This is a genomic window from Streptococcus sp. CCUG 71758, assembly GCF_011714815.1.
Lineage (GTDB): Bacteria > Bacillota > Bacilli > Lactobacillales > Streptococcaceae > Streptococcus > Streptococcus halitosis.
On sequence record NZ_RXXO01000001.1, the window covers coordinates 315,884 to 338,935 of the forward strand.

Consider the following 23,052-nt stretch of genomic DNA (forward strand, 5'->3'; position numbering starts at 1 on the left):
TTGATATAATGTAGGTAATTTCTGGAGGTGACTATATGCACTATAAAAGAGTTGAATTAAAACTCACAAATCAAGGTATCCATGAGCGCAAGATTTTTCAAGGTGTTAAGATTTTTAGTCGCAGTAAATTGTCCAAAGATCAGAAAAGTATTCTAACACAGAAGCTTTACCTGACTCTGAAGCAAAACATCGTTTACTATCAACGTACAGATGTCAACTATGATCAGAACTGGAATCATCATAAGGACTATTACGAATTAGCTTATGGTCAGATGGATAGAGAGACGGTTTTTAAGGTTTGCCAAGATTTTGACGAACTAAGTCCTTTTCTGGAAAATGAACTGCTGGAGAAGTTAAAAGAAAAGCAGTCAACAGGCAAATTTTTTGAAAAATTAGATATATAAAAATCCGGCTGCTTTTATAAGCAGTCGGATTTCTCTAATTTATAGTTTGATAATCTTTCATGATAAAAATAGATCTATTTTTATCATGAACAGCTAACTTAGTTAGAAATTGTAGAAACAGTATAGTTGAAATCTATGAAGAATAAGTGTATAATCAAGAAAAATGATTGAGCGCTCACTCAATTTTGTAGATGTGTAAAGGAGTTCATACAATGGTTGTTCAAGCAATACAATATAGTCGTTTCGGTGATGAAGAAGTGTTAGATTTAGTGAACATTAAATCTGATTCTTTGAAACTGAATCAAGTTAGGGTAGAAGTTCATGCAGTTGGTTTAAATCCTATTGATTATAAGACTTTTGAAGGTGCAAAGCCACTCCGATTTCTATCTTTTATGACAAAACTCAGGAAGCCAAGTCGTTGGTTTGAGTCAAAATCATCTCTTTTTCCAAGAGGTGTTGGTCGGGATTTTGCTGGAGTTATCACAGAAATCGGTGAAGGAGTAAGTAGGTTTGCAGTAGGGGATAAGGTTTTTGGAACAATGATCAGTGACCCTGGATTGGGAACCAAGAGGGGAGCTTTGGCAACAGAAATTTGTGTCAATGAATCAGAAATTGTGTTGAAGCCAGAGATGATTGATATGAACCATGCAACTACTATGGGTGTAGCCTCTTTAACAGTGGGAGGTGCTTTTAGAAAGATTGAGCTAAACTCTAAAGATGTTGTAGTTATTTCAGCAGCAGGAGGAGGTATTGGAAGTATCGCAGTACAGTATGCGGTTGCTAAAGGTGCGACAGTTATTGGAATTGCGAGTAAGAAAAATTCAGATTATCTAAAGTCCTTAGGTGCCATACCAGTAGCTTACGAAGGAAACATCCAGAATGCTCTTCTATCAGCAAGTGCAAAGCCAATTACAAAATTTTTGGATTGCTATGGAAGTGATTATGTTAAATTGGCTTTCAGTTTAGGATTGAAGGGCACGGCTATTGGAACGCTAGTACCTTCACCATATGTTATGATAAGAGGAGCTCAGTTCACGGGTCCGAGACATTCTACATATGATGATTTTAACACTCTAGCGGAAATGGTCTCAGATGGGAAGGTTCGGCTGAATATTGACCAGGTTTATGATTTTTCTCTAAAGTCAGTTAGAGAGGCATATCGTAGCCTGAAGTCGGGACATACTCGAGGTAAGAAGGTTGTAAAAGTAAGAGAGTAGCAGAGAGGTGCCAGCAATGGAAAGTTTAGAACAAAAGTATGCTCAGACATTAGAAAATAGCAACTTGAGTTTAAAACAACGTCAAGTATTGTTATCAAGTCTAAAGCTATTTTCAGAAATTGGCTTTGAAAATACAACAGCTAGCCTTATTTCTAAGGAGGCTGGAGTTTCAGAAGGGACAGTTTTTAGTTACTTTAAAACTAAGGAAGGCATCTTAGAAGCTATTCTGTCAACTTTTCTCGAACAGGTTATTCCAGATATGATTGCTGATTTTTCTGAGAAGAAATTTACAGCAAACCAAGAGTCTTTTCCGCTATTTTTGAGAAGCATTGTTCGAGATAGACTGGTTTTCATTCAGGAGAATCAAATGCAAGTTAAAATTCTCTTGAGTCGTTCTTTTATTGATAAAACTATTTCTGACCAGTTAGGGAATGTCATTGTTCACTCTATCATTAAGCCAATTAGTCCAGTTCTGAATCAGTTTAAAGAAAATGGTGTTATCCGAGATTGGTCAAATGAAAGAATTGTTCGCTATATTTTAGCTTTGAGTCTTTCTTATGCTCTTCCAATGATGTTGAATAATAATGAGGACCTAGACATAGATGAAGCAGTAAATGAAATAGTTGAATGCCTGTCTTTTGCCTTAGTAGAGGTAAAATAAATCTTGATTTTAAGCTTACTATTTTAAATAGTGAGCTTTTTTGAAGCCAACATAAAAATCCCCAATCATAATGATTGAGGATTAAGCAAATGAATCTTAAACAATACCTTGTGCAATCATAGCGTTGGCTACGTTTTCGAAGGCAGCGATATTTGCTCCTGCAAGGTAATCAGTACCAAGACCGTATGTTTCAGCGGTTGTTTTAGCTGTATTAAAGATATTGGTCATGATATCTTTGAGACGTCCATCAACTTCTTCACGGGTCCATGAGAGGCGAAGGCTGTTTTGGCTCATTTCAAGCGCTGATACAGCTACACCACCAGCGTTGGCAGCTTTGGCTGGTCCGTAAAGGATTCCGTTTTCTTTGTAGACTTTAATCGCATCAAGGTCGCTAGGCATGTTGGCACCTTCTGATACGCAGATAATTCCTTGAGCAACCAAACGTTTAGCAGCTTCACCGTTGATTTCATTTTGAGTCGCACATGGAAGAGCAATATCGTAGTTTCCAGCGTAAGTCCAAACAGAGCCTTCATGATAAGTAGCAGTTGCTTTCTCAGCTGCATACTCAGTCAAACGAGCACGGCGTTTTTCTTTAACATCAACCAAAAGGTCGAAGTCGATACCATTTTCATCGATGATATAACCATTTGAGTCAGATACAGAGATAACAGTTGCACCAAGTTCAGTCGCTTTTTGAAGAGCGTATTGGGCTACGTTACCAGAACCTGAAATCACAACCTTCTTACCAGCAAAGCTGTTACCGTTGGCTTTGAGCATCTCTTCAGTATAGTAAACCAAACCGTAACCAGTTGCTTCTGGACGAATCAAGCTACCACCGAATCCAAGAGGTTTACCAGTCAAGACACCAGCATCAAATTGGTTAAGGCGTTTGTATTGTCCGTAAAGGTAACCAATTTCACGTCCACCAACACCGATATCGCCAGCTGGGACGTCAAGTGATGGTCCGATGTATTTTTGCAATTCAGTCATGAAGCTTTGGCAGAAGCGCATCACTTCAGCATCAGTCTTCCCTTTTGGATCGAAGTCTGATCCACCCTTACCTCCACCGATTGGAAGTCCAGTCAAGACGTTTTTAAAGATTTGTTCGAAGCCTAGGAATTTCAAGATCCCCTGGTTTACAGTTGGGTGGAAACGAAGTCCGCCTTTATATGGTCCAACAGCTGAGTTGAATTGAACACGGTAACCACGGTTGACTTGGACTTTGCCTTCACGGTCAACCCAAGGAACACGGAAAGAAATTACGCGCTCAGGCTCAGTGATACGTGCCAAGATGTTTTCTTCGATATACTCGGGATGTTTTTCAAATACAGGTTCCAAAGTGCTGAAGAATTCTTCAACCGCCTGGAGAAATTCAGCCTCATGCCCGTTACGAGCTTTCACAGTTGCAAACACGCTTCGGATATAGTCTTTAGCAGATGTCATATCGTTCTCCTTTTGTTGTTATATTTTATTACATGAGCCATTATAGCAGAATTTTTTTTGAGTGTAAAGAAAAAAACAGAAATTTTCTAAAAATTCTTTCAATTTACAAAACCGAACATTTTATATAGAAATTAGTTTCTCAAAGAGAAAATCTTAAAGTATGGTATAATATTAGAAATAAAAGGAATCTGGAGGATCAGAATCATGGTATCAACGAAAACACAAATAGCTGGCTTTGAGTTTGACAATTGCTTGATGAATGCTGCGGGTGTTGCTTGTATGACGATAGAAGAGCTTGAAGGGGTCAAAAACTCAGCGGCGGGTACTTTTGTCACAAAGACAGCGACCTTGGACTTTCGTCAGGGAAATCCTGAACCGCGTTACCAAGATGTTCCACTTGGTTCTATCAACTCCATGGGATTACCAAATAATGGCTTAGACTACTATCTGGACTATCTTTTGGACTTGCAGGAAAAAGAGCCAAACCGTACTTTCTTCCTATCTCTAGTTGGCATGTCTCCAGAAGAAACACATACCATCTTGAAAAAAGTTCAAGAGAGTGAATTCAAAGGACTTACAGAGCTTAATCTCTCTTGTCCAAATGTTCCAGGAAAACCTCAGATTGCTTATGATTTTGAGACAACAGACCGTATCTTGGCAGAAGTTTTTGCCTACTTTACCAAACCTCTTGGAATTAAGCTCCCACCATATTTTGACATTGTTCACTTTGACCAAGCGGCAGCTATTTTCAACAAATATCCGCTCAAGTTTGTTAACTGTGTTAACTCTATCGGAAACGGCCTTTATATAGAAGACGAGTCGGTCGTGATTCGTCCTAAAAATGGTTTTGGTGGCATTGGTGGAGAGTATATCAAACCAACCGCTCTAGCGAATGTGCACGCCTTTTACCAACGTCTCAATCCGCAAATCCAAATCATCGGAACGGGTGGTGTTCTAACGGGTCGTGATGCCTTTGAACACATCCTCTGCGGTGCGAGTATTGTGCAAGTAGGGACTACACTTCACAAAGAAGGCGTCGGTGCTTTTGAACGCATTACCAATGAACTGAAAGCAATAATGGCAGAAAAAGGGTACGAAAACCTAGAAGATTTCCGTGGGGAATTGCGCTATATTGACTAAATGAACTTGAAAATCAAGAAGAAAGGAGAGAAGATGCTAGCAGTAGAAGAGAGTCAGACATTATCTCTATCAAACTTATCTAACCTGACCTTATTTACTGGTTCGGACCAAGGTCAGTTTGAAGTTATGAAGGATCAGGTTCTGAAACAGATCGGCTATGATCCAGCCGACCTCAATTTTGCCTACTTTGACATGAAAGAAGTAGCCTATAAGGATGTGGAACTGGAGCTAGTCAGTCTCCCTTTCTTTGCAGATGAGAAAATCGTGATATTAGACCATTTTGTCGATATTACAACAGCCAAGAAACGCTTTTTAACAGATGATGAACTCAAGTCATTTGAGGAATACCTTGACAATCCTTCACCGACGACTAAACTTTTGATTTTTGCAGAAGGAAAACTGGATAGCAAAAGACGGTTGGTCAAACTGCTCAAACGAGATGCGACTGTCTTTGACGCTATTGAACCCAAGGAACAAGAGATTCGTCAGTATTTCCGAAAATGGAGTCAGACACAAGGTTTGCAGTTTGAGGGGCAGTCCTTTGAAAATCTACTCATCAAGTCCGGTTTTCAATTTAGTGAAATCCAGAAAAACCTCCTTTTTTTACAGTCTTATAAATCAGACGGCATGATTGAGGAGAAGGATATTGTCGAGGCTATTCCAAAGACTTTGCAGGACAATATTTTTGATTTGACTCAGTTTATTTTAGCTAAGAAGATTGACCAGGCGCGTGACTTGGTTAGAGATTTGACCTTACAAGGGGAGGACGAAATCAAGCTCATAGCGGTCATGTTAGGACAGTTTCGAACCTTTACCCAGGTGAAAATTTTGTCGGAGTCTGGGCAAACAGAAGCACAGATTGCAAGTAGTCTGGGAACTTACTTGGGGCGCAATCCTAATCCTTATCAAATCAAGTTTGCACTGAGAGATTCGAGAGGGATTTCCTTGGCTTTTCTCAAGCGAGCGATTTCTTATTTGATTGAAACAGACTACCAGATTAAGACAGGTGTCTATGAAAAAGGTTACTTGTTTGAAAAGGCACTCTTGCAGATTGCGACAGAGGCAAACTGAGCAAAAAACTTGAAAAAAGAGGATGATTGCGTTATCATTTTCTTATAGAAAGAAAAAGAGGTATTACAGATGGCAATTATCTTACCAGACCTTCCATACGCGTATGACGCCTTGGAACCATACATCGATGCTGAAACAATGCACTTGCACCATGACAAGCACCATCAAACCTACGTCAACAATGCCAATGCTGCTCTTGAAAAACACCCTGAAATCGGTGAAGACCTTGAAGCTTTGCTTGCTGATGTAGAATCTATCCCAGCTGATATCCGCCAAGCGCTTATCAACAATGGTGGTGGACACTTGAACCACGCTCTTTTCTGGGAATTGATGACTCCTGAAAAGACTGCCCCTTCAGCAGAACTTGCAGCAGCAATCGATGCAACATTTGGTTCATTTGAAGAGTTCCAAGCAGCCTTTACAGCAGCAGCTACAACTCGCTTTGGTTCTGGCTGGGCATGGTTGGTTGTTAACAAAGAAGGGAAGCTTGAAGTGACTTCTACAGCCAACCAAGACACACCAATCTCAGAAGGCAAAAAACCAATCTTGGGCTTGGACGTTTGGGAACATGCTTACTACGTGAAATACCGCAACGTTCGTCCTGACTACATCAAAGCTTTCTTCTCAGTGATTAACTGGAACAAGGTAGACGAGCTTTACGCAGCAGCTAAATAATAAAATATGGAGGGAAGAGTCATTCTTCTCTTTTTGTTTTATAAGGCAGGAGTCTGACAAAATCGTCAGACTTTTTTCATTTTTATGAGAAACGTGCTAACTGCTAGAAATTATGGTAAAATAGAGTGTTAAGTAATCGTGGAAAAGGAAGACTATGCGTAAAGAAATTGCACCTGAATTATACAACTATAACAAGTTTCCTGGCCCAGAATTTCATGTGAATGGGGATAAGGTTGAGACTGAAGGGATTGCTTTTACCTTGGTTGAAAATATCAAGGATGCTTTCGATGTGACAGTCTTTAATCAACGCTTCTCAGAAGTGTTGACCAAGTTTGATTATGTCGTGGGTGACTGGAGCAATGAGCAGCTCCGCCTTCGTGGTTTTTACAAAGACGACCGAACAGAGGAAAAAAATGAAAAGATTAGTCGCTTACAGGACTATCTTTTAGAGTATTGTAGTTATGGTTGTGCCTATTTTGTTCTAGAAAATCAAGCACCGAAACGGGCTTCATTTGACAAGAAAATGCGTAAAAAGGATGAGGAAAACCTTCCTAGAAGAGGGAAGAAACCTTCGCAAAACAAGAGAAAACCAAACGCGGATAAGCGAAATAGACGTCGTCATAAGGACCAAAAGTCTCAGCAAGAGGACAAGGGACAGCGCCATTTTGTCATTCGTCAGAAATAGATAGAGAATAAGGAGAAGAGATGAAACCGTCTATTTATAGTTTAACACGTCAAACCATGCAAGAATGGGTATTAGAACAAGGAGAAAAGAAATTCCGAGCAGATCAAATCTGGGAATGGCTCTACCGTAAACGTGTCCAGTCGTTTGAAGAAATGACCAACCTTTCCAAGGATTTGATTGCCAAACTCAATGACCAGTTTGTGGTCAATCCTTTGAAACAACGGATTGTACAAGAGTCAGCTGACGGTACTGTTAAGTATCTTTTCGAGTTGCCAGATGGCATGTTGATTGAGACAGTACTCATGCGTCAACACTACGGTTTGTCAGTCTGTGTGACCACTCAGGTCGGTTGTAATATCGGTTGTACCTTCTGTGCGTCAGGCTTGATTAAAAAGCAACGTGATCTTAATAACGGGGAAATCGTAGCGCAGATTATGCTGGTTCAGAAATACTTTGATGAGCGTGGTCAGGACGAACGTGTCAGCCATATCGTTGTCATGGGAATTGGTGAACCATTTGATAACTACAACAATGTTTTGAATTTTGTCCGTACCATCAATGATGACAAGGGGATGGCAATCGGTGCTCGTCACATCACGGTTTCAACCTCAGGTTTGGCCCATAAAATTCGTGACTTTGCTAATGAAGGCGTACAGGTCAATCTGGCTGTTTCTCTTCACGCACCAAACAATGAATTGCGTTCAAGCATCATGAAGATCAACCGTGCCTTTCCGATTGAAAAGCTCTTTGCAGCTATTGAGTACTATATCGAAACAACCAATCGTCGTGTAACTTTTGAATACATCATGCTCAATGAAGTCAACGATGGTGTAGAACAAGCCTTGGAATTGGCTGAATTGCTCAAAAACATCAAGAAATTGTCATATGTCAACTTGATTCCCTATAACCCAGTTAGTGAACATGACCAATATAGCCGTAGTCCTAAAGAGCGCGTGATGGCCTTCTACGATACCCTCAAGAAAAAAGGGGTCAACTGTGTTGTTCGTCAAGAGCATGGTACAGATATTGATGCAGCTTGTGGACAATTACGCTCCAATACAATGAAACGTGACCGCCAGAAGGCAGTCGCAGCGGTAAATCCATAAAATGACTAAAAAAAGAGAATTAATCTTAAGATTGGGAGTGGCTGTTTACAGCCTATGCATTGTCTGTTTTTGCTTCACTCCCCAGCCTCAACTTCCTACAGGAGTGGAAACTCCAGGTATTCAAACTTTTGGACGCCTGGTTTTTCTTTTAACTCCCTTAAACTCCCTTTGGAATCTGGGTGAAGTGACTAGTTTGGGACAAGTCCTTTGGATCTTTTTGCAGAATATTTTAAATGTCTTCTTGCTTTTCCCGCTGATTTTCCAACTTCTCTATCTTATGCCTGGTCTAAGAAATACTAAGAAAGTGATTTTGTTCAGTTTTTTACTAAGTCTAGGAATTGAGTGTACGCAACTAGTTTTAGATTTTTTCTTCGACTTTAATCGCGTCTTTGAGATTGATGATTTGTGGACCAATACCTTGGGAGGCTATTTGGCTTGGCTCCTCTATAAAGGACTGCATAAAAACAAGATAAGGAATTAGAATGAGTATTTTAGAAGTTAAAAATTTGAGTCACGGTTTTGGTGATCGTGCAATTTTTGAAGATGTCTCCTTCCGTCTCCTCAAGGGAGAACATATCGGCTTAGTCGGTGCCAATGGTGAAGGAAAATCAACCTTTATGAGTATCGTGACTGGTAAGATGTTACCTGACGAAGGAAAGGTGGAGTGGTCTAAGTATGTGACTGCTGGCTATCTGGATCAGCATGCTGTGCTAAAGGAAGGTCAAACTGTGCGTGATGTCTTGCGTACAGCCTTTGATGAGCTATTTAAAGCAGAAACTCGTATCAATGAGCTCTATATGGAAATGGCAGAGGACGGAGCGGATATTGATGCACTGATGGAAGAAGTTGGCGAACTCCAAGACCGTTTGGAGAGTCGAGATTTCTATACTTTGGATGCTAAGATTGATGAAGTGGCGCGTGCCCTCGGTGTCATGGACTATGGTATAGATACAGACGTAACAGCCTTGTCAGGTGGACAAAGAACCAAGGTACTCTTGGCTAAACTTCTCCTTGAAAAGCCTGATATCTTGTTGCTGGACGAGCCAACCAACTATCTGGATGCCGAACACATTGACTGGCTCAAGCGTTATCTCCAAAACTATGAGAATGCTTTTGTCCTTATTTCGCATGATATTCCTTTCCTCAACGACGTGATCAATATCGTTTATCATGTGGAAAATCAACAGTTGACACGTTACTCTGGTGACTACTACCAGTTCCAAGAAGTCTATGCCATGAAGAAATCTCAGCTAGAGGCGGCTTACGAACGTCAGCAGAAAGAGATAGCGGACCTCAAGGACTTTGTCGCTCGAAACAAAGCGCGTGTTGCAACACGAAACATGGCCATGTCCCGTCAAAAGAAACTCGACAAGATGGATATCATTCAACTCCAAAGCGAGAAACCAAAGCCATCCTTTGATTTCAAACCAGCTCGTACGCCAGGGCGTTTTATCTTCCAAGCCAAGGACTTGCAGATTGGTTATGACCGTCCTCTGACCAAACCCTTAAATCTTACCTTTGAACGCAATCAAAAGGTTGCAATAATTGGAGCCAATGGTATCGGGAAAACAACTCTCCTGAAGTCTCTCTTGGGCATTATCCCACCAATCGCTGGAGAAGTCGAACGTGGCGACTACCTAGAACTTGGTTATTTTGAGCAAGAAGTAGAAGGTGGCAATCGTCAAACACCTCTTGAAGCTGTTTGGAATGCTTTTCCTGCACTTAACCAAGCAGAAGTCCGTGCGGCCCTTGCTCGTTGTGGTTTGACAACTAAGCATATCGAAAGCCAGATTCAGGTCTTATCAGGTGGAGAACAAGCCAAGGTACGCTTCTGTCTCTTGATGAACCGTGAAAACAACGTTTTAGTGCTGGATGAGCCGACCAACCACCTAGATGTGGATGCTAAGGAAGAACTCAAACGGGCGCTTAAAGAATACAAAGGAAGCATTCTTATGGTTTGTCACGAACCAGACTTCTATGAAGGCTGGATGGACCAAATCTGGGACTTTAACAAGCTAACTTAAAAGCAGTAAAAAAGCCAAGTCGAAATGACTTGGCCTTTTTGACTAGTAATTTAAATAGTTTTCAACTTCAGATTTCTCAATTTCTTTACCGTAGTGGCAAATCGGACAAGAAACGAAGTAACTCTTACCATAAGGGAAAAGTGGAATCCAGTAGAGGGTGAACTTGCGTCCAGTTTCTACAATCTCCCAAGTGTCAACATTGTTACAGTGACCACATTCGATCGCAGTTTGCGTATGTCCCAAATCTTTCTGATAACCTTTAGAACCCCAAAATAAAATCATGTCATCGTCTCCTTATCTGTTGATGGCTTATTTTTTGCTGAAGTCGTAGTCTTTCACGACTTCTATACTATCAATGGTGATAGCAGACGTTGGTTTGTCTTTCTCATCTTTTTCAGCTTTGGCAATCTTGTCAACAACATCCATACCATCAATGACTTGACCAAAGACGGGGTGTTTGCCGTCTAGACTTGGATTTCCACCTTCTTTATAGGCTTCAATGATTTTCTTTGGATACTTGCTTGTAGGGAGTTTAGCTGAAATATCTGTTGAGTTTTGATTGACGAAGAACTGGCTACCGTTGGTGTTTGGTTGACCAGTGTTAGCCATAGCAAGGGCTCCTCGGATATTGTATAGGTAAGGAGAGATTTCATTTTTGAAACCAGTTCCCTTGTCCTTTGTTTTATCCTTATCATGCCAGATAGATTGGCCCCCTGTACCATCTCCCTTAGGATCTCCAGTTTGGACCATAAAGCCATCGATGACACGGTGGAAGGTGATGCCGTTATAGTAGCCTTCCTTAGCGTGAGTAAGGAAGTTTTCAACCGCAAGAGGTGCTAGTTTTGGAAAGAGTTTGATGCGGATATCGCCTTGATTTGTGTGTAAAATGACCTCAGCTTCATCTTCAGCAACTTCCTTAGAAAGTTGAGGGAAGTTGGCATTTTCATTGGTCAATGCGTCATTCAAATCTTTGGCAGCCTGAGCAGCTGCTTTTGAGCTTTCTTCAGCTGAGATGCTGGAGTCGACATATTCATCACCACGGAGACTACGTTGGATACTAGTACATCCAACAAGGGCTACAGTTGATAGTAAAAGAAGGGTTGCTAGTTTTTTCATTGTTTTCCTCTCAAAAATTCATTTCTACCATTGTACCCTAAAAGGGAGGTGATTTCAAATATTAGTGACAAGGTAGTTTAAGAGGAAGCCGACCAGAAAGTCGCTTGCTTAGAGATTTTTCTTTGGATGACGGTCGATAATGTCCTGGTACTGTTCCAGTATCTGCTCTCCCTTCGGAGTCAATTTGTAACCACGAATTGAAAAGTAACTTGCTAATTCTTCTCCTGAAAAGTTGTCACGAAGGGATTGGTCCAAATCTGGAGCCTTCATCTTAGAAAGTACTGTAACTCTCCTTACTTTTGAGGATATTCTCTTTCATAGTGGTATTTAGATGATCAAGCGAGTCAAAGACAGTTTCGACAAGAGCATAGCCTTTTTCAACAGGTATTTCTAAATTTTTGGGGGGCATCAATGCCATAAGTGTACTTGAAGTATTTAGGAAACCAGTTCTTAAGAAAGCTCGTAAAGAATCATAATTAGTAAACGTTAATTCGAAAGAATTACTATATTTTAAAAGAGCACATTTTCAACGGATTTTTTCTTTCGGATTCAATTCCTAATTAATCAATGAACTTAATGCTAGGTCTCGAAAAGAATTATGCTTCCTCTTTCTGTCTGAATTCAAAGAGGTCTTCTACTTTCAGATTAAAAACTTGAGCAATTTTAAGAGCCATTTCCAGCGAAGGATTGTAACGGTTATTTTCCAAGTGCAGAATTGTCTCGCGTCGCATGCCAATGAGGTCGGCTAACTCCTGCTGGGTCATGCCTGTGGACTCACGAACAGATTTGAGATTAGTAATAATCTTACTTTCTTTGGCCATGCTTATCCTCTCCGTTCCAAGATAAGATAGACAACCGCAAAGATGCAAATTAAGGTAGCTATGCTAATAAAGATTTGGCCCATGTAAAGAGTGAAAGACCCCATATACCCAATGATAACTGCTAGGATCATCAGTGCGCCTAGTATAAAAACAAACATCAAGCTAGCTGCCTTGGCTAAATTAGCATAAAAGCGTTCGTCCGGAGTTTCCTTGACATTTTTCAAACAGAAAAAACCAAATACAATCACTTCAATAACGAGGCCAATTCCCAAAATCCATTCTTTAATACCAGAACTTTCGCTTGGGGTCGCAACCCAAATCCCTACTGTATAAAAAATGCTTGCTGCAAACAAAAGTATCGTGTAAAGCTTAGCAGACAAGTCAAAAATAGTCTTTCCTTTACCTTTCTGACTCTTATGAGGCCATGGTTTCATATGTAGCCAGCCCCAAATAGCTACAATCTGACCTAACACTGAAATACCAGCAATAATTAACTTGGGTCCCCAACTAAGATTAGAACCAAATAAAACAGTAAAATCAATAAAGAGAGCTGCGGAAATCATTGTAATGAGGCCACCCGTTTTTTGACTTTTTTTCATGATAGACTCCTTTCCTTATGTTAGAAATATTTAACAATCTTTATATTATAAATATATCACACTTAAATTTAGAAATCAAGAATTTATGTGCCAAGGTGCAATTATTTGAAAAAATTTTTTAATGAAAGCCTTCGCTAGTCAAACAACTAAAGAATTCTTTGAAGTAATGCATCGAATTTGGTTTGGATAGTTTCGTTAATAATATTTGAAGATTAAGAATTTTTGAAAAATCTAGATACTGTATGAATCTCTACTTTTTTTCTTAGACTGTTATAAAGTCTGTCAGAATAAGCTTTGTAGGTGTAGAAGTTAATTTTTACAGAACTAAATTATTCCCCTATTTAGAATCTATTAATTCATATTTTATAAATTAATTAGTAGATATCGTTCTTAAAATCCTTGATATTTCGCTTGGGAACAGGCTTGGAATTTAGGAGCCAAGCATCCAAATCACGTTCAGGAGAGATGAAGGGTTTGACTTGATGGTCTTTATAAAATGTTTCTAAAATAGTATTTATGACATTCTCTTTCTGATTTTTCTTTAAAAATATAACAAATTTCTAAATGGTTTAAAAATTTTATAGTCTGTCAAGTTTTTTTCTTGACACCTGTTAGAAATCTGCTATAATAGAACATGTGCTAAATAGCTCAGCTATTTCACCGAAATAAAAAATAAGAAAAGAGACTTTAAAAATGGCAGTTAAAATCCGTTTGACTCGTATGGGTTCTAAGAAAAAACCTTTCTACCGTATCAACGTAGCAGACTCACGTTCACCACGTGACGGACGTTTCATTGAAACAGTTGGAACTTACAACCCACTTGTTGCTGAAAACCAAGTAACTTTGAAAGAAGACCGCGTTCTTGCATGGTTGGCTGATGGAGCTCAACCTTCAGATACAGTTCGCAACATCCTTTCAAAAGAAGGTGTATTGAAAAAATTCCACGATTCTAAATTCTCAAAATAAGTTTAAAGTAGGTTGACAGATGGATACGATTGAAAATCTCATTATTGCGATTGTGAAACCCTTGATTTCACAACCAGATGCCTTAACTATCAAGATTGAAGATACACCAGAATTTTTGGAGTATCACTTGGATCTTGACCAGAGCGATGTCGGTCGTGTTATCGGTCGTAAGGGTCGCACTATCTCAGCGATAAGAACGATTGTCTACTCTGTCCCAACTGAAGACAAAAAAGTAAGAATCGTTATCGATGAAAAATAAAGAAAGCGGGACAGATGTCTCGCTTTTTTGTAAGGAGGAGAAAATGAAGGATTTAACGTTTAGACAATTACAAGCTTACTTACTCGAACATTACCAGCAATCTCGGACTGAGGAAGGCCTCTTTATCAAGCTAGTGGAGGAAGTCGGAGAGGTAGCAGAGGTCTTGAATGGGCGCTCCGGTCGAAAAAAGGGCGTTCAGGACTCAAATGAGGAACTAGCCAAAGAACTGGCTGATATCATTCATTACACCGTCGCAATCGCGGCTATCAACGATATTGACCTAACCAAAACCATCTTTGACAAAGATAAGAAGGCTGCCATTAAGTACCAACATGAACGAGATTTGGAAGGCTTTTTGAAGGGAGATTTGAGAAATAATGGACACTGACTATTTTTTAAAAATAGACTGGGCGATGTATATTGATTGGTTATTGCGAATTATACAGATTTCGACTTTTATCGGTGTAATTTTAAAAATTAGTTTCCAGAATAAGGCCTATATTAATAATATCGAAATTCAGGAAATTAAACCAATCGAATTTGATTCCTTACATACGAGATTTCATCATATTTATGAGTTTAAACATAATAAAAATGATAAACATTATAACCATTTGATTTTTTATCCAAAAGAAGTTGATATTGAAATTGTAGAATTTTATTCTTTAATCTATGATTCAAAAAGTAATCGTTTAGTCGTTCATGATAAAATACATACAGTTAAAAATTTAAAAAATTATACATGCCTATTAATTCATACAAATTTACCTGAGACTATACCTAGTTTAAGAATGAAATGGAAGACAAGTCAAGGTCAAATTGGGGAGTATACATTTTATAGTAATATGTATAATGGGAATATAAACATTTCTTCTTTCAAATATAAATTAACATTGAAGAGGAAACTACTAGCAATTTTGGGATTATAGCTGATTTTCTTCAACTTGTGAAAATCCCTGGAACGTGATAAAATAAAGGATAGAAATAGATACAGGAGACAAGATGAACTACTTTAATGTTGGAAAAATCGTTAATACGCAGGGTCTACAAGGTGAGATGCGAGTCTTGTCTGTGACTGATTTTGCTGAGGAACGGTTTAAAAAAGGGGCAGAGCTGGCTTTATTTGATGAAAAAGATCAGTTTGTCCAAACAGTGACCATTGCAAGTCATCGTAAGCAGAAGAACTTTGACATTATCAAGTTCAAAGATATGTACCATATCAATGCGATTGAAAAGTACAAGGGATACAGTCTCAAGGTCTCTGAGGAAGACCTAAATGACTTAGATGATGGTGAATTCTACTATCACGAGATTATCGGTTTGGATGTTTACGAGGGAGATAACTTGGTTGGAACCATCAAGGAAATCCTACAACCTGGAGCCAATGATGTCTGGGTGGTCAAACGAAAAGGTAAGCGTGATTTGCTTTTACCTTACATTCCGCCAGTAGTTCTCAATGTTGATATTCCAAACAAGCGGGTCGAAGTGGAAATCTTAGAAGGACTAGATGATGAAGATTGATATTTTAACCCTCTTTCCTGAGATGTTTTCTCCGTTGGAGCACTCGATTGTTGGAAAGGCTCGAGAAAAAGGGCTCTTGGATATCCAGTACCATAATTTCAGAGAATACGCTGAAAAAGCCCGTCATGTTGACGACGAGCCCTACGGAGGCGGTCAGGGGATGTTACTCCGGGCCCAACCCATTTTCGATGCCTTTGATGCTATTGAAAAGAAAAATCCCCGTGTCATTCTTCTTGATCCTGCTGGGAAACAGTTCGATCAGGCTTACGCTGAGGATTTGGCTAAGGAAGAGGAACTGATCTTTATCTGTGGTCACTATGAAGGCTATGACGAGCGCATCAAGACCTTGGTAACCGATGAAATTTCCCTAGGAGACTATGTCTTGACTGGAGGAGAATTGGCGGCCATGACCATGATTGATGCGACCGTTCGCCTGATTCCGGAAGTGATTGGTAAGGAGTCTAGTCACCAGGATGATAGTTTTTCTTCAGGACTTCTCGAATATCCTCAGTACACTCGCCCTTATGACTATAGAGGCATGGTCGTGCCAGATGTGCTCATGAGTGGGCACCATGAAAAGATTCGCCAGTGGCGACTGTATGAGAGTCTAAAGAAAACCTACGAGCGCAGACCTGACCTGCTAGAAAACTATCAACTGACAGCTGAAGAAGAAAAGATGCTGGCTGAAATCAAAGAAAACAAAGAATAAAGGAGAACCTTATGCAAGTAATCAAACGTAATGGAGAAATTGCTGAATTTGATCCAGATAAAATTTACCAAGCTGTCCTAAAAGCAGCTCAAACAGTTTATGTTTTGACTGATGACTTACGTCAAAACTTAGCTCAAGTTACTAAAAAAGTCGTTTTGGACTTGGAAGAAGCAAAAGTAGAACGTGCCACTATCAGCATGATCCAATCAATGGTTGAGCACCGCTTACTTGGAGCTGGCTACATTACCATTGCAGAACACTATATCTCTTATCGTTTGCAACGCGATTTGGAGAGAAGTGGTTATGGCGACCATATCGCAGTGCACCTTCATTTTGAACAAATCCGTTAAGAAAAAGAGTGGGATGCAGAGAACATCTCACTCTTTCTTAAATAGACTTTTCTGAGCTTTTTGTACGGTTGAGGGAACGAAACGAAGCCGTTTAATATCACTGATACGAATGATTCGAGTCACGTTTTTTGAAAAATTCTTGACGATAATTTGTTGGCGATTGACGTCGTGTTTGACAATATCACCCGTAAAACTTGTTTCTGCAAGTATCACATGAACAGCCGTCTTTTTCTGGATGGCTTGTTCAATCATAGCAGTGAGGGAGTTGTCCTCGATTTGAGGATGATCATCATTCCCATTGAGAAAACTATGTAGTTTATCTAGAACTAGTTGGAATGCCTGTCTCATAGAATCCTCCCTTCTTATATATCCACATTATATAAAATTTTCTTAAAAACTACAAGATTTTTCGAATAATCTAATGAAAACTAAAAAGGAGAACAAAATGGCAGAATTTACATTTGAAATCGAAGAACACTTGCTCACCTTGTCTGAAAATGACAAAGGATGGACCAAAGAACTAAATAGAGTTAGTTTTAATGGTGCCCCTGCAAAGTTTGATATTCGTTCTTGGAGTCCTGACCATACCAAAATGGGCAAAGGAATCACGCTTTCCAATGAAGAATTTCAGGTAATGGTCGATGCCTTTAAAGGGCAACAATAAAAAGAATCTTGAGTGCAACTCAAGATTCTTTTTTTAGGACACAATATAGTCACAGAGAGAAGTCTTAGACAATTGAATGAAAGTCTCTCTATACTCTTCAGGTGGAATTGGATTATCTTTACGAATCCAGACTTCAATGAAAGAGATTGCCATGGTCGTAATGATATAAGCGATGTCTTCTTTACTAAAATTATATTTCAGTTGGTAATTGACATTCTTTAGTACCCACTCAGAGTATGTTCCACGCAGAAACTCCTTCCAACATGGGTCGACTTGTGTGGTATACAAGGTACCGACGACTTCTCGCTTTTCATAGATGAGAGGAAGAATGTGGTCCGCTAAGAAAGTGATGGGATCGCCATCTCTTTCAGGACAGTAGTTGTTAAAATTATTAAAGATCTGTTGATCAGTCTCCTTGTGGATATAATCGATAATATCTTCAAAGTTATTAAAGTGCTTTTGATAAATCGCTTGGCGGGAAATACCAGCTTCTGCAGCAATCTCAGTCATGGTAAAAGAAGTTCGCTGAGGGTTTGTCCTTGCAAGAGTGATAAAAGCATCTAAGATTAACTCTCTAGTTTTATTTGCCATAGCTTTACCTTCCTATCTATAAATATTAAAAATACTAGATTTAGTATTACCCCAAGTTTTCCTTTTAGCATAAATAAACTGAATAGATGATTATTCGAAAGCCTTTATAAGACTATTATATCATAGATTCATTATAAATAACAGATTATTACGGGGAGCTAGTACTATTTGCAAACTCCTATTATATCAGTATTTTCAGACAATTCTTAGGATAGTCACTTTTTATATGGTGTTATAAGATAATATATCAAAAAAGTTGACATCGTGTAAATAAATAACTTGATAGATAAAAAGATTTTAATAAAAATATTCAACGATATGTAGTACAATAGTCATGGACGATATTTTGCTATATTTCCATCTGACCAAGAGTAATGATACTCCTGCTAAAGATTGAATTGAATAAATATTTTAAATACTATAATAGTGTAATTGTTTTTCAAAGCAAGTGTTACAAGTATGTTATCGTGTAACAAATCATGCGATTGAAAGGGGTGTTGCCTACTGGGAGAAGAAGATGCACTATTCATCAATTTCAATCATTTAGAAAGGAAAGTCATGAAATTTAAGAAATTGTGGCTCTATATTTTAACGCCACTACTCGTTTTATTGGGTTCTGCTGCTTTGACAAATACAGTTCAAGCACAAGAACTTAAAAATGTCATTACCAAAGTAGGAATTTGGGAGACTGATAATGGTAAGTTTGTGACACCAGATGCTAAAGGAGTTTACAACCTATCACCACAAAATCAATCTTACGAAAACTATAAGTTTGCTGCTGATTTTGATTTGAGCGCTTATGATGGAAAACTGCAGGATGGTGATACCTTTACATTCACTATTCCAGCTCCATTATCTGTTCGTGCTGAAACCTTTGAACTCAAAGATAAAGAGACTGATACTGCTGTAGGTGATGCAACAGTTGTTTCTAATGGTGACAACCAAGGTGGTAAAGTTACCATTACTTTGAAAAACCTTGCTGAGTACCTTAAGAAAAAAGGTGGTACAGATGTTCGTGGTGTTTCAGGTACCTTCTACGTAGCTTTCAGCTCTAAGAAAGAAACAGAAGAAGAATCAATTCAACTTGATAAGACAGAAACAAAAGATGATGTCAATTTTAAGATGAAGTTCAAAAAAGGTGGAGAACAGGACTATTCTAAGGGTATTGGTAAAACAAACATTAGCAAAGTTAATGGTACTATCAATAAAGAAAAATGGGAATCAGCTCTCCTTGGAAAATCAGGAGATTATGTTCACAAGTGGAATCTTCGTGTAAACCCTAAACAAGCTGAGTACAACAAGATTGTAGTTCGCGACTGGGTTGACAAAGACTACTCTCCAATGCAAATCATCCCTGAATCAATCGTGGTTACAGCTGGTTACTACAACAAGGTATACGCTTTAGTTGACGATGTAACTCTTGAAGCAGGTAAAGACTACGAAATCAAGTGGAATGATTCTTACACTGAGTTCACTATTACCTTTAATAATGCTAAAGCTATCCGTGCTACAAACGGTAAAGCAGCAGCATTCCGTATCGTCTATAACACAACAGCGCCAGCTGACGGAACAAAAGTTCAAAACAATGCTGAAATCACAGCTGATGATAAAGTTCTTCCAGTGAGCGATGATCGTACTGAAACTATTACAAAAGTTATTGGTAACTCAACAGTTACATCAGGTGGTACTATCCAACTGAAAACTGGTTACCGTATTACGCTGTATAAAGTAGATGAAAAATCACTTGACCGTCTTGCAGGAGCTAAATTTAAAATCACTCCTCCAGAAGGTGCAATTACAGCTAAAGAAGAAATAGTAACAACAGACGCTAGTGGTGTTGCCCAGTCTAAAATCTACACTGATGAAGACGTTAAAAAGGGTGAATTCACCATCACTGAAGTTGAAGCTCCTAAAGGTTACCAATTGGATTCTACTCCAATCAAAGTAACTGTTGGTCAAGAAGGTGTTATCAAAACAGTCACAAACAAACGCAACAACACAAAAGCTCAGATCCAAGCAATTAAAAAATTGACTGGTCGTGCGATGAAAGCTGGCGAGTTTGAATTTGACTTGTTTGATGATAAGACAAATAAAGTTGTTGAAACAGTAACAAACGATCAAGACGGAAACATTAAGTTTGCTGAATTGACATTTGACAAGGCTGGTACATACAACTATCACATCGTTGAGAAAAAAGCCAATAAAACAGAAAAAGGTGTTACTTATGATGCTAACCCTGTTGGCGTTACAGTCACTGTAACAGCAGACTCTGAAGGGAAATTGGCTGCAGCTGTGTCTTACGAAAGTGATGATAAGACTTTCGAAAACACTTACGCTGCTGAAAAAACTTCAGCTTCTCTTGAAGTGACTAAGAAGTTGACTGGCCGTGAGTTGAAAGCTGATGAATTTGAGTTTGTCTTGAAGAATGATGCAGATGGTTCAGAACTTCAAAAAGTGAAGAACACTGCTGACGGTAAAGTAACATTCGCTCCAATCGAATATACTAAAGCTGGTACATACAACTATACCATTGTTGAAACAAACGCTGGTAAGACTGTTGATGGTGTGACTTACGATAATCTTGAAGTTAAAGTCACAGTAGAAGTTACAGATGACGGCGAAGGAAAACTTCATGCGAATGTGACTTACCCAGCGGACAAAGAATTCAATAACAGCTATGGAACTTCAAAAGCAAAAGCAGCTCTTGAAGTGACTAAGAAGTTGACAGGACGTGAGTTGAAAGCTGATGAATTTGAGTTCACTTTGACAGGCCAAGACGGTGATGTGAAAGAAACCGTGAAGAATGACAAAGACGGAAACGTTAAGTTCTCAGAATTGGAATTCGACAAAGCAGGCACTTATACTTATAAAATTGCTGAAAAAGCGGGTACTGCTACAGGTATCCAGTACGATACTAAAACCATCACAGCTACAGTAACTGTAGTGGACAATGGTAAAGGTGTCCTTGAAGCAACCGTTGCTTATGACGGTGAAAAAGTATTCGAGAACACTTACACTCCAGCAGGGGCTACAAGTGTAACTCTTGGAGCTAAGAAAGTTCTTGAAGGAAAAGCTCTTGAAGCTGGTAAATACAGCTTTGTTCTGAAAGAAGGCGATAAAGAGCTTGAAACAGTAACAAACGCTGCTGATGGAACGGTGACCTTCTCACCAATCTCATATGATGAGAGCCAAGTAGGAACTCACAAGTACACTATCTCAGAAGTTGCTGGATCTGAAGCAGGAATCACTTACGATAAGACAGTTCAAGAAGTTGAAGTAACGGTTGAAAAAGTAAGTGCGACTGAATTGAAAGCAACGGTTTCAAAAGAAGCAAAAGATCTTGTATTTACAAACAAATACACTCCAGCGAAAACTTCGGTTTCTGTGACGAAAAAATGGGATGATAAGGACAACCAAGATGGTAAACGCCCATCTTCTGTCACAGTTAAATTGCTTGCAGACGGTCAAGATACAGGTAAAACACTTGAACTCAATGCCGCAAACGGTTGGACTGGAAGCTTCACAGACCTTGATGCTGATAAAGGCGGCACACCTATCCAGTACACAGTAGTAGAAGTAACTGTTCCTGGTTACACTTCTAAGGTTACTGGTGACGCTGCATCAGGATTCACTATCACAAATAGTTACTCTCCAGAAACAGTTGATGTAAAAGCAACTAAGAACTGGGATGACGCGAATAACCAAGACGGCAAACGTCCAACTAAGATTACAATCAATCTTTTAGCAGACGGTCAGAAAGTCGATTCGAAAGAGGTTCAAGCAGCCACAGACGGAACATGGACTGCTACATTCGAAAAATTAGCAAAATATAAAGCTGGTAAAGAAATCAAATACACTGTAACAGAAGAAGCCGTAGCAGAATACGAATCAACTATTACAGACTTTACCATCACAAACAAATATGCACCAAAAGAAATCGACTACAAGGTAACAAAAGTATGGAACGACGCGAACAACCAAGACGGTAAACGTCCTGAGTCCGTAACGGTTCAACTTTTCAAATCTGTAGATGGATCTAAACCAGTAGCCGTTGAAGGTAAGAAATTGACCTTGACAGTTAAGGATAAGACAGACGCTAACACTTGGGTAGCATCCTTCACCAATCTTCCACAATACGAAGCTGGTAAAGAAATCACTTACTCTATCGATGAAATAGATGTACCAGCTGGCTATGAAGCCTCTGTGACTGGTCAAGTAGTGACTAACACTCACAATCCAGATACAGTTATCCTTTCAGGAACTAAGGTTTGGGATGATAACAACAACCAAAGCGGCAAACGTGCAGATAAAGTGAAAGTTCAAATTCTTAATGGCGATAAAGTCGTTCAAGAAATTGAAGTTTCAGAAAAAACTGGTTGGAAGTTTGAATCTAAAAAACTTCCTAAGTATGAAAATGGTCAAGAAATCAAGTACACTGTCAAAGAAGTGGCTGTGAAAGAATATACCTCAACAGTTACTACGGACAAAGATGGTAAGTACACAGTTACCAATGAATACACACCAGTGAAAACATCTGTAAAAGGTCATAAGATCTGGAAAGGTGATGAAAACCATAAAGACGCTCGTCCATCTTCTATCACTGTGAAACTTCTTGCGGATGGTAAAGATACTGGTAAAACTGCAATAGCTTCAGAAGCAACTGGTTGGACTTATGAGTTTACTGGTCTTGAGCGTTATAAAGATACTAAAGATACAGAAATCAAGTACTCTGTAGAAGAAGTGCCGGTTGAAGGTTATTCATCTAAAGTAGAAGGCTTCAATATCACAAATACACACACTCCAGAAAAACCAACACCAGGTAAACCAAATGAACCAGGAAAACCAGGTTCAAAACCTCAACTTCCTAACACTGGTGAAAAAGCATCTAATGTAGCAGTAGTTGCAGGACTTGCTTTGATGGCAGTGACTGGTGGATTGTACTTTGTAAGCCGTAAAAATAAATAATCTCTAAAAGAGAGTTAATTTTCAGTTAGTTCTTAGGAAGTAATTAGAAAGGAAATAGTCCAGAA

The 23,052-nt window shown here is 39.1% G+C and carries 27 protein-coding genes; 19 read left to right on the forward strand and 8 right to left on the reverse strand.

Features of this window, described 5'->3' with window-relative positions:
• Positions 1-35: 35 nt before the first annotated feature.
• The 3 genes from EKB01_RS01610 (at position 36) to EKB01_RS01620 (ending at position 2,282) form a co-directional block, all read left to right on the forward strand.
• Positions 36-404, forward strand: coding sequence for an EXLDI protein (locus EKB01_RS01610; protein WP_033585737.1), 369 nt, complete (start codon positions 36-38; stop codon positions 402-404).
• Between the two features lie 212 nt (positions 405-616).
• Positions 617-1,621 carry an NADP-dependent oxidoreductase gene (locus EKB01_RS01615; RefSeq protein ID WP_167265426.1) on the forward strand — a complete coding sequence of 335 codons (1,005 nt, stop codon included), beginning with the start codon at positions 617-619 and terminating at the stop codon, positions 1,619-1,621.
• Positions 1,622-1,637: 16 nt separating this feature from the next.
• Positions 1,638-2,282, forward strand: coding sequence for a TetR/AcrR family transcriptional regulator (locus tag EKB01_RS01620; protein WP_033585739.1), 645 nt, complete (start codon positions 1,638-1,640; stop codon positions 2,280-2,282).
• A gap of 96 nt (positions 2,283-2,378) precedes the next feature.
• Here EKB01_RS01620 and gdhA read toward each other — a convergent pair whose 3' ends face one another.
• Positions 2,379-3,725: an NADP-specific glutamate dehydrogenase gene (gene gdhA / locus EKB01_RS01625; protein ID WP_167265428.1), complete on the reverse strand. Its 1,347-nt coding sequence runs from the start codon at positions 3,723-3,725 to the stop codon at positions 2,379-2,381.
• A gap of 204 nt (positions 3,726-3,929) precedes the next feature.
• Here gdhA and EKB01_RS01630 point away from each other — a divergent pair, with 204 nt between their 5' ends.
• From EKB01_RS01630 to EKB01_RS01660, 7 genes are all read left to right on the forward strand, one after another.
• Positions 3,930-4,865, forward strand: coding sequence for a dihydroorotate oxidase (locus EKB01_RS01630; protein ID WP_084851442.1), 936 nt, complete (start codon positions 3,930-3,932; stop codon positions 4,863-4,865).
• Between the two features lie 33 nt (positions 4,866-4,898).
• A complete protein-coding gene (holA, locus tag EKB01_RS01635; protein ID WP_167265430.1) occupies positions 4,899-5,936 on the forward strand; it encodes a DNA polymerase III subunit delta in 1,038 nt (345 codons plus the stop codon).
• A gap of 69 nt (positions 5,937-6,005) precedes the next feature.
• Positions 6,006-6,611 (forward strand): superoxide dismutase SodA, encoded by a 606-nt coding sequence (gene sodA / locus EKB01_RS01640; RefSeq protein ID WP_000974733.1) that lies wholly within the window; start codon positions 6,006-6,008, stop codon positions 6,609-6,611.
• A gap of 154 nt (positions 6,612-6,765) precedes the next feature.
• A complete protein-coding gene (locus EKB01_RS01645; RefSeq protein ID WP_167265432.1) occupies positions 6,766-7,296 on the forward strand; it encodes a YutD family protein in 531 nt (176 codons plus the stop codon).
• A 20-nt stretch (positions 7,297-7,316) separates the two neighbouring features.
• Entirely contained in the window at positions 7,317-8,402 is a 1,086-nt protein-coding gene (gene rlmN, locus EKB01_RS01650; RefSeq protein WP_000804762.1) for a 23S rRNA (adenine(2503)-C(2))-methyltransferase RlmN, read from the forward strand.
• A gap of 1 nt (position 8,403) precedes the next feature.
• Positions 8,404-8,883 carry a VanZ family protein gene (locus EKB01_RS01655; protein WP_000163106.1) on the forward strand — a complete coding sequence of 160 codons (480 nt, stop codon included), beginning with the start codon at positions 8,404-8,406 and terminating at the stop codon, positions 8,881-8,883.
• A gap of 1 nt (position 8,884) precedes the next feature.
• Positions 8,885-10,426, forward strand: a complete 1,542-nt coding sequence (locus EKB01_RS01660; protein ID WP_084880811.1) for an ABC-F family ATP-binding cassette domain-containing protein — start codon at positions 8,885-8,887, stop codon at positions 10,424-10,426.
• A 42-nt stretch (positions 10,427-10,468) separates the two neighbouring features.
• Here the strand turns inward: EKB01_RS01660 and EKB01_RS01665 are convergent, their stop codons facing one another.
• The 5 genes from EKB01_RS01665 to EKB01_RS01685 form a co-directional block, all read right to left on the reverse strand.
• Positions 10,469-10,708: a zinc-ribbon domain-containing protein gene (locus tag EKB01_RS01665; protein WP_000600214.1), complete on the reverse strand. Its 240-nt coding sequence runs from the start codon at positions 10,706-10,708 to the stop codon at positions 10,469-10,471.
• Between the two features lie 27 nt (positions 10,709-10,735).
• Positions 10,736-11,542: a peptidylprolyl isomerase gene (locus EKB01_RS01670; protein ID WP_000731941.1), complete on the reverse strand. Its 807-nt coding sequence runs from the start codon at positions 11,540-11,542 to the stop codon at positions 10,736-10,738.
• 108 nt (positions 11,543-11,650) lie between these two features.
• On the reverse strand, positions 11,651-11,812 hold the full coding sequence (locus tag EKB01_RS01675) for a hypothetical protein (RefSeq protein ID WP_002883133.1): 162 nt from the start codon (positions 11,810-11,812) through the stop codon (positions 11,651-11,653).
• Between the two features lie 326 nt (positions 11,813-12,138).
• The gene (locus EKB01_RS01680; RefSeq protein WP_167265434.1) at positions 12,139-12,363 is read right to left on the reverse strand and encodes a helix-turn-helix transcriptional regulator; all 225 of its coding nucleotides are present in this window, start codon (positions 12,361-12,363) and stop codon (positions 12,139-12,141) included.
• A 2-nt stretch (positions 12,364-12,365) separates the two neighbouring features.
• Positions 12,366-12,962, reverse strand: a complete 597-nt coding sequence (locus tag EKB01_RS01685) for a DUF3796 domain-containing protein (RefSeq protein ID WP_167265436.1) — start codon at positions 12,960-12,962, stop codon at positions 12,366-12,368.
• A 693-nt stretch (positions 12,963-13,655) separates the two neighbouring features.
• Between EKB01_RS01685 and rpsP the strand changes: the two genes are divergently transcribed.
• The 7 genes from rpsP to EKB01_RS01720 all read left to right on the forward strand — a co-directional run bounded on the left by rpsP (position 13,656) and on the right by EKB01_RS01720 (position 16,767).
• Positions 13,656-13,928, forward strand: a complete 273-nt coding sequence (gene rpsP / locus EKB01_RS01690) for a 30S ribosomal protein S16 (RefSeq protein WP_000268760.1) — start codon at positions 13,656-13,658, stop codon at positions 13,926-13,928.
• 19 nt (positions 13,929-13,947) lie between these two features.
• Positions 13,948-14,187: an RNA-binding protein KphA gene (gene kphA / locus EKB01_RS01695; protein ID WP_000379617.1), complete on the forward strand. Its 240-nt coding sequence runs from the start codon at positions 13,948-13,950 to the stop codon at positions 14,185-14,187.
• A 43-nt stretch (positions 14,188-14,230) separates the two neighbouring features.
• Complete coding sequence (locus EKB01_RS01700; RefSeq protein WP_167265438.1) at positions 14,231-14,575, forward strand: MazG nucleotide pyrophosphohydrolase domain-containing protein; 345 nt, start codon at positions 14,231-14,233, stop codon at positions 14,573-14,575.
• Positions 14,565-15,116 carry a hypothetical protein gene (locus tag EKB01_RS01705; RefSeq protein WP_167265440.1) on the forward strand — a complete coding sequence of 184 codons (552 nt, stop codon included), beginning with the start codon at positions 14,565-14,567 and terminating at the stop codon, positions 15,114-15,116. The genes EKB01_RS01700 and EKB01_RS01705 overlap by 11 nt, the downstream gene beginning before the upstream one ends.
• Positions 15,117-15,189: 73 nt before the next feature.
• Positions 15,190-15,708 carry a ribosome maturation factor RimM gene (gene rimM, locus EKB01_RS01710; RefSeq protein WP_061599233.1) on the forward strand — a complete coding sequence of 173 codons (519 nt, stop codon included), beginning with the start codon at positions 15,190-15,192 and terminating at the stop codon, positions 15,706-15,708.
• Positions 15,698-16,417 (forward strand): tRNA (guanosine(37)-N1)-methyltransferase TrmD, encoded by a 720-nt coding sequence (trmD, locus tag EKB01_RS01715; RefSeq protein WP_033585994.1) that lies wholly within the window; start codon positions 15,698-15,700, stop codon positions 16,415-16,417. The genes rimM and trmD overlap by 11 nt, the downstream gene beginning before the upstream one ends.
• Positions 16,418-16,428: 11 nt before the next feature.
• Positions 16,429-16,767 carry an ATP cone domain-containing protein gene (locus EKB01_RS01720; protein ID WP_001196045.1) on the forward strand — a complete coding sequence of 113 codons (339 nt, stop codon included), beginning with the start codon at positions 16,429-16,431 and terminating at the stop codon, positions 16,765-16,767.
• A 27-nt stretch (positions 16,768-16,794) separates the two neighbouring features.
• Here EKB01_RS01720 and EKB01_RS01725 read toward each other — a convergent pair whose 3' ends face one another.
• The gene (locus EKB01_RS01725) at positions 16,795-17,115 is read right to left on the reverse strand and encodes a hypothetical protein (protein WP_084939773.1); all 321 of its coding nucleotides are present in this window, start codon (positions 17,113-17,115) and stop codon (positions 16,795-16,797) included.
• Between the two features lie 97 nt (positions 17,116-17,212).
• On the opposite strand from EKB01_RS01725, the gene EKB01_RS01730 reads away from it, so the two are divergent.
• Entirely contained in the window at positions 17,213-17,431 is a 219-nt protein-coding gene (locus tag EKB01_RS01730) for a YdbC family protein (protein ID WP_049479683.1), read from the forward strand.
• Between the two features lie 33 nt (positions 17,432-17,464).
• Here EKB01_RS01730 and EKB01_RS01735 read toward each other — a convergent pair whose 3' ends face one another.
• On the reverse strand, positions 17,465-18,022 hold the full coding sequence (locus tag EKB01_RS01735; protein WP_167265442.1) for a TetR/AcrR family transcriptional regulator: 558 nt from the start codon (positions 18,020-18,022) through the stop codon (positions 17,465-17,467).
• 558 nt (positions 18,023-18,580) lie between these two features.
• Here EKB01_RS01735 and EKB01_RS01740 point away from each other — a divergent pair.
• The gene (locus tag EKB01_RS01740) at positions 18,581-22,987 is read left to right on the forward strand and encodes a Cna B-type domain-containing protein (RefSeq protein WP_167265444.1); all 4,407 of its coding nucleotides are present in this window, start codon (positions 18,581-18,583) and stop codon (positions 22,985-22,987) included.
• The last annotated feature ends 65 nt before the right edge of the window (positions 22,988-23,052 follow it).

Excerpts from the sequence above, each read along its gene's own strand:
- EKB01_RS01610 (WP_033585737.1), top strand. The coding sequence starts at position 36 with ATGCACTATAAAAGAGTTGAATTAAAACTCACAAATCAAGGTATCCAT.
- EKB01_RS01615 (WP_167265426.1), top strand. The coding sequence starts at position 617 with ATGGTTGTTCAAGCAATACAATATAGTCGTTTCGGTGATGAAGAAGTG.
- EKB01_RS01620 (WP_033585739.1), top strand. The coding sequence starts at position 1,638 with ATGGAAAGTTTAGAACAAAAGTATGCTCAGACATTAGAAAATAGCAAC.
- gdhA (WP_167265428.1), bottom strand. The coding sequence starts at position 3,725 with ATGACATCTGCTAAAGACTATATCCGAAGCGTGTTTGCAACTGTGAAA.
- EKB01_RS01630 (WP_084851442.1), top strand. The coding sequence starts at position 3,930 with ATGGTATCAACGAAAACACAAATAGCTGGCTTTGAGTTTGACAATTGC.
- holA (WP_167265430.1), top strand. The coding sequence starts at position 4,899 with ATGCTAGCAGTAGAAGAGAGTCAGACATTATCTCTATCAAACTTATCT.
- sodA (WP_000974733.1), top strand. The coding sequence starts at position 6,006 with ATGGCAATTATCTTACCAGACCTTCCATACGCGTATGACGCCTTGGAA.
- EKB01_RS01645 (WP_167265432.1), top strand. The coding sequence starts at position 6,766 with ATGCGTAAAGAAATTGCACCTGAATTATACAACTATAACAAGTTTCCT.
- rlmN (WP_000804762.1), top strand. The coding sequence starts at position 7,317 with ATGAAACCGTCTATTTATAGTTTAACACGTCAAACCATGCAAGAATGG.
- EKB01_RS01655 (WP_000163106.1), top strand. The coding sequence starts at position 8,404 with ATGACTAAAAAAAGAGAATTAATCTTAAGATTGGGAGTGGCTGTTTAC.
- EKB01_RS01660 (WP_084880811.1), top strand. The coding sequence starts at position 8,885 with ATGAGTATTTTAGAAGTTAAAAATTTGAGTCACGGTTTTGGTGATCGT.
- EKB01_RS01665 (WP_000600214.1), bottom strand. The coding sequence starts at position 10,708 with ATGATTTTATTTTGGGGTTCTAAAGGTTATCAGAAAGATTTGGGACAT.
- EKB01_RS01670 (WP_000731941.1), bottom strand. The coding sequence starts at position 11,542 with ATGAAAAAACTAGCAACCCTTCTTTTACTATCAACTGTAGCCCTTGTT.
- EKB01_RS01675 (WP_002883133.1), bottom strand. The coding sequence starts at position 11,812 with ATGAAGGCTCCAGATTTGGACCAATCCCTTCGTGACAACTTTTCAGGA.
- EKB01_RS01680 (WP_167265434.1), bottom strand. The coding sequence starts at position 12,363 with ATGGCCAAAGAAAGTAAGATTATTACTAATCTCAAATCTGTTCGTGAG.
- EKB01_RS01685 (WP_167265436.1), bottom strand. The coding sequence starts at position 12,962 with ATGAAAAAAAGTCAAAAAACGGGTGGCCTCATTACAATGATTTCCGCA.
- rpsP (WP_000268760.1), top strand. The coding sequence starts at position 13,656 with ATGGCAGTTAAAATCCGTTTGACTCGTATGGGTTCTAAGAAAAAACCT.
- kphA (WP_000379617.1), top strand. The coding sequence starts at position 13,948 with ATGGATACGATTGAAAATCTCATTATTGCGATTGTGAAACCCTTGATT.
- EKB01_RS01700 (WP_167265438.1), top strand. The coding sequence starts at position 14,231 with ATGAAGGATTTAACGTTTAGACAATTACAAGCTTACTTACTCGAACAT.
- EKB01_RS01705 (WP_167265440.1), top strand. The coding sequence starts at position 14,565 with ATGGACACTGACTATTTTTTAAAAATAGACTGGGCGATGTATATTGAT.
- rimM (WP_061599233.1), top strand. The coding sequence starts at position 15,190 with ATGAACTACTTTAATGTTGGAAAAATCGTTAATACGCAGGGTCTACAA.
- trmD (WP_033585994.1), top strand. The coding sequence starts at position 15,698 with ATGAAGATTGATATTTTAACCCTCTTTCCTGAGATGTTTTCTCCGTTG.
- EKB01_RS01720 (WP_001196045.1), top strand. The coding sequence starts at position 16,429 with ATGCAAGTAATCAAACGTAATGGAGAAATTGCTGAATTTGATCCAGAT.
- EKB01_RS01725 (WP_084939773.1), bottom strand. The coding sequence starts at position 17,115 with ATGAGACAGGCATTCCAACTAGTTCTAGATAAACTACATAGTTTTCTC.
- EKB01_RS01730 (WP_049479683.1), top strand. The coding sequence starts at position 17,213 with ATGGCAGAATTTACATTTGAAATCGAAGAACACTTGCTCACCTTGTCT.
- EKB01_RS01735 (WP_167265442.1), bottom strand. The coding sequence starts at position 18,022 with ATGGCAAATAAAACTAGAGAGTTAATCTTAGATGCTTTTATCACTCTT.
- EKB01_RS01740 (WP_167265444.1), top strand. The coding sequence starts at position 18,581 with ATGAAATTTAAGAAATTGTGGCTCTATATTTTAACGCCACTACTCGTT.